4 protein-coding genes are annotated in these 4,676 nt (G+C 73.1%); 2 read left to right on the top strand and 2 right to left on the bottom strand.

The window, feature by feature from the left end:
• Positions 1–311: 311 nt before the first annotated feature.
• Positions 312–953 (bottom strand): TetR/AcrR family transcriptional regulator C-terminal domain-containing protein, encoded by a 642-nt coding sequence (locus tag HO151_RS06540; protein ID WP_173895145.1) that lies wholly within the window; start codon positions 951–953, stop codon positions 312–314.
• A 63-nt stretch (positions 954–1,016) separates the two neighbouring features.
• Between HO151_RS06540 and HO151_RS06535 the strand changes: the two genes are divergently transcribed.
• The gene (locus tag HO151_RS06535; protein ID WP_254594781.1) at positions 1,017–2,552 is read left to right on the top strand and encodes an FAD-dependent oxidoreductase; all 1,536 of its coding nucleotides are present in this window, start codon (positions 1,017–1,019) and stop codon (positions 2,550–2,552) included.
• Here HO151_RS06535 and leuE read toward each other — a convergent pair.
• Complete coding sequence (leuE, locus tag HO151_RS06530; RefSeq protein ID WP_173895143.1) at positions 2,549–3,202, bottom strand: leucine efflux protein LeuE; 654 nt, start codon at positions 3,200–3,202, stop codon at positions 2,549–2,551. The two genes, HO151_RS06535 and leuE, sit on opposite strands and share 4 nt — an antisense overlap.
• Positions 3,203–3,350: 148 nt before the next feature.
• Between leuE and HO151_RS06525 the strand changes: the two genes are divergently transcribed.
• The gene (locus HO151_RS06525; protein WP_173895142.1) at positions 3,351–4,211 is read left to right on the top strand and encodes a L,D-transpeptidase family protein; all 861 of its coding nucleotides are present in this window, start codon (positions 3,351–3,353) and stop codon (positions 4,209–4,211) included.
• Positions 4,212–4,676: the final 465 nt, after the last annotated feature.

The following is a 4,676-nucleotide window of genomic DNA, read 5'->3' as shown; positions in this document are numbered from 1 at the left end:
CCCGCGAGCCGGTCCGGTCCGGTGAGCCAGCCCGCTCACCGCCGTCCGGGGGCAGCGGTGTCCCGGCTGAAGGCGTCGGGGTCCCGGTCGGAGGCTGGGCGGGGCGCGGACCGACGGGCGACCCGGCCTCCGACCCGCTCGTGACCGAGCCGGCCGCCTCCGCTTCTGCTTCTGCTTCTGCTTCTGCTTGGGTCAGGCTCCCGGCATCGGTCCGGCCGGCACCGGCCCGCACTGCGTCGGGCCGGTCCTCGGACGCTGCGGTTCCGTCCGGTTCCGGTCCGGCGGACGACCCGCTCGCCGGACGGGGTCGTTCAGCTGATTCCACTCTGCGCCTCGATTCCCCTCAGCAGTAGCGCGAGGCCCTCCTCGAAGGCCTCGTCGTAGCCTTCGAAGATCGCCTCGCCCGCCGCCGCCGCCAGGGGGAAGCCCGCCAGCAGCTCGGCACGGGCCGCCACGTCGTAGCCCTCGCGGCGCTCCCCCGGCAGGGGGTGGACGCCCTGCTCCTCCGTGACGAAGCCCAGCGTGAACAGGTACGCGGTGTTGGTGGCACGCACCGCCTGGCGGAGCGTGAACCCCGCGTCCACGAAGGCGCGCAGGTTCTCCTCCATCTGCGCCGCGTGCACGGTCTCGGTGAACCGGGAGCCGCTGAAGACCTTGGCCCCGTCCCGGTAGCCGAGCAGCGCCGCGCGCAGGCTGCGGCTCGTGAGGAGGAGCCGCTCGCGCCACCGCGCGCCGGGCGGGATCCGCGTACCGGCGATCATCCGCCGGAACATCTCCGTCGCCATCTCGTCCAGCAGCGCCTGCTTGTCCTTGAAGTGCCAGTAGAGCGCGGGCGCCTTGACGTCCAGCTCCTTGGCGATGGCGCGCAGGCTCAGCCCGTCGAGGCCGACGTCGTTCAGCAGACGCAGCGCCGTGTCGGCCACCAGCGCTCGGTCGATCTTCCCCACAGCCACGGTCGCACCCTATCCGGCGGCTCCCCCTTGACAACTTAACACCGTTAAGGACACCCTCACTCCATGGAACTTAACGATGTTAAGGAGATGTCCACCGACGTCCTGGTCGTCGGTGCCGGGCCCACCGGCCTCGCACTCGCGCTCGACCTCGCCCGGCACGGCGTGCGCGCGCTCGTCGTGGAGCAGGCCGCCGCCCTCTTCCCCGGCTCACGGGGCAAGGGGATACAGCCCCGCACCCTGGAGGTCTTCGACGACCTCGGCGTGCTGGACGCGATCCGGGCGGGAGGCGGCCGGTACCCCGTCGGGATGATCTGGCGGGACGGACGGCGGCAGGGCGAGCACCGGATGTTCGACGAGACCGAGCCGACGGAGGCCGAGCCGTACGCGGGCGACGCCTGGATGGTGCCGCAGTGGCGCACCCAGGAGATCCTGCGCGCACGCCTGGAGGAGCTGGGCGGGAGCATCGCCTTCGGCCGGGAACTGGTGGGCCTGGTCCAGGACACCGACGGCGTGACGGCGGACTTCGCCTCCGGCGCCCCCGTGCGCGCCCGCTACGCCGTCGCCGCGGACGGCGGCCGCTCGGCCGTGCGCCGCGCACTCGGTGTCGGCATGACGGGTGAGACGGTCGACCCGGCGCCCGCCCTCGTCGCGGACGTCCGGGTCACCGGGCTCGACCGCGACAACTGGCACTTCTTCCCGCCCGCCGAGGGCAAGGGAGACATCCTGGCGCTCTGCCCCCTGCCGCACACCGAGGACTTCCAGCTGATGGCGGGCTTCGCGGACGCCTCCACCGAGCCCGACCTGTCCCCCGCCGGCATCCGCACCCTGGTCGCCACCCGGACGCACCTCGCCCCGGACGACGTGACCGAGGTCCGCTGGGCCTCCGTCTTCCGGCCGCGCGCCGCGCTGGCGGACCGCTTCCGGCAGGGCCGGGTCCTCCTGGCGGGCGACGCGGCGCACGTCCACTCGCCCGCGGGCGGCCAGGGCCTCAACACCAGCGTCCAGGACGCCTACAACCTGGGCTGGAAACTCGCGGCCGTACTGCGCCGCGGCGCCCCGGCCGCCCTCCTCGACTCGTACGAGGAGGAACGGCGTCCCGTCGCCGCGCAGATGCTGGGCCTGTCCACCGGCGTCCACCGCGGCGAGGTCCGGCGCGGCGCGGCCACCCAGCAGCTCGGCCTCGGATACCGGGGTTCGGCGCTCGCGGTCGAGACCCGCGCGGAGCTGCCCGAGGACGCCTTGCACGCGGGCGACCGCGCACCGGACGGCGTCCAGGGCGGGGTCCGCCTCTTCGACGCCTTCCGGGGTCCGCACTGGACGCTGCTCGCGGTCGGCACGGACACCCGCCTGCCGGACCTCCCCGGTGTCCGCACGGTCCGCATCCCCGCGTACGAGGCGTACGGGACCGGCGTGTTCCTGATCCGCCCCGACGGCCACGTGGGCTGGGCGGGCGAGTCGGCACGGGGACCGGCACGTGAACCGGCACAGGAACCGGCACGGGGACTGGAGGAGTACGCGGCGCTCGTGGGCCTTGCCCCGGAGTCCCGCCCCGCCTTTTCCAGCCCTTCCCGCCCCTCCCGCCCCTCCCGCCTCTCCTAGACGGAGCTGGCCAGGGACAGCTTGACGGCGAAGCCCAGGAAGAGCGCGCCGGCGGCGGAGGTGGCTCCCGCGGAGAGCCGCCTGCGCTGCCGGAAGGCCGCCGCGAGCCTCGTCCCGCCGAATATCAGCGCGCTGAGGTAGAGGAAGCTCGCCAGCTGCGCGAAGGCGCCCAGTACGACGAAGGAGACGGCCGGATACGCGTACGCCGGGTCCACGAACTGAACGAAGAAGGCGACGAAGAACAGGATCGCCTTCGGGTTGAACAGGCTGATGACGAGCGCCCGCCGGTAGGGCCGCTCCTCGGTGACCGGCGGGGCGGCCTCCTCGGCCCCCCTCCGCTCCCGCCGCGTCCGCCACATCGCCCACGCGGCCCGCAGCATCCCGAACGCCAGCCAGCTCAGATATCCGGCGCCCGCGTACTTCACGATCGAGAACAGCAGCGCGTTGGCCTGCAGCAACGACGCGACACCGGCAGCCGAGAGCGTCATCAGCACGGCGTCGCCGCACCAGACGCCGGCGGCGGCCCGATAGCCGTTGCGGACCCCTCGCCGCGCGGCCACGGACAGCACGTAGAGCGAGTTCGGCCCCGGCAGCAGCACAATCAGCACAAGTCCCACGAGATAGGTGGGGAGATCGGTCACACCAAGCATGAGAGGCAGTGTCGCACCCGGGTACGACCCGACGCCCCCTAGTTCCGGATCGGGCACGCGGGGCACCATCTCAGGTGGCACCAGAGCGCATTGTCGATGTCGTCGACCGCACAGCGGGATCCGGTCCGGTGAGCAGCGAGGGGTTCGGATGCGTACAACGGGCAGGTGGGGTTCGGTCTCGGCGGCGGCGGTGGCGGTCACGGCGGCGGCCGTGCTCGCAGCGGCGAGCGGGTGCACCGTCCAGACCGTCGACCCGAAGACGGGCAAGCCGGTGACGGGCACACCGGCGCCGGGCGGGCCGACGGCCGGTGCGCCGGCCCCGGCCGACCGCTCCGCCGACGACGCGAGGCCCCGGGTCCCCGCCGGGCAGCCCGCGCCGAAGGTCCTCTGGTCACCGGGCGACCGGGGCGGGGAGGTACGGGAGTTGCAGGCCCGGCTGCGCGAGGTCCTGTGGCTCTACGAGGGGCCGACGGGCACGTACGACACCGCGACGACCGAAGCCGTACGGGGCTTCCAGCGCAAGCGGGGCCTGCCGATGACCGGGACGACGGACTCGGTGACCTGGCAGCGGCTGCTGGGGATGACGCACGAGCCGGGCAAGTGGGACCTGTACGCGTCGGGCGGCCAGCCCGCCGCGGCACCGGACCCGCGCTGCATGACGGGCCGGGTGCTGTGCATCAGCAAGACCAGCCGCACCCTGCGCTGGATGATCGACGGCCGTACGCTCTCCACGACGGAGGTGCGCTTCGGCTCGCAGTACACGCCCACCCGCGAAGGTGTCTTCACCGTCTACTTCAAGTCGCGCCACCACGTGTCGACGATCTACGACTCGCCCATGCCGTACGCGATGTTCTTCAGCGGCGGCCAGGCGGTCCACTACTCCGAGAACTTCGCGGCGACGGGCTACTACGGCGGTTCGCACGGCTGCGTGAACGTACGGGACGAGACGAAGATCGCCGCGCTGTTCTCGCAGGTGAGGAACGGCGACAAGGTCGTCATCTACTGGTGAGGACCCGGCGGCGCGGAAGGTGGGAAGGCGCGGGCGGGACCGGGGGAACGAGTCCCGCCCGCGCCTGTGTGCACTGAGCCGTGGGTACGGGGGGAACCCCGGCTCGTGCGGCAGCCGATGACCAGTCGGCTCACCTACTACTGCGCCGGGGCGGCCGAAAATGTCACACCGGGGCGATGGAAACGTGTAAGGGGAACGAACCAGCAGGTCAGACGTGCGACGAGGACGCCGAGGGGGCGGCGTCGCCGCGGCCGGCCGCGCCCTCGCCGTTCCGGAAGGCGCCCGGCCCGGCGTGACCACGACCGCCGGCGTTCCCGCCGCCGCCGTTCCCGCCACTGCCACTGCCGGTTCCGGTTCCGGAGCCGGAGCCGGCGTCGCGGTCCTGGCCGCCACCGTGATGGCCGCCGTCGCGGCCGTCACGACCGTCGCGGCCACCGTCTTCGTCACCGCTCCTGCCGTTGCTGC

This window comes from Streptomyces sp. 8P21H-1 (assembly GCF_013302945.1).
The sequence above is the reverse complement of the archived record's forward strand: the minus strand, read 5'-3'. Positions and strand labels throughout refer to the sequence as shown.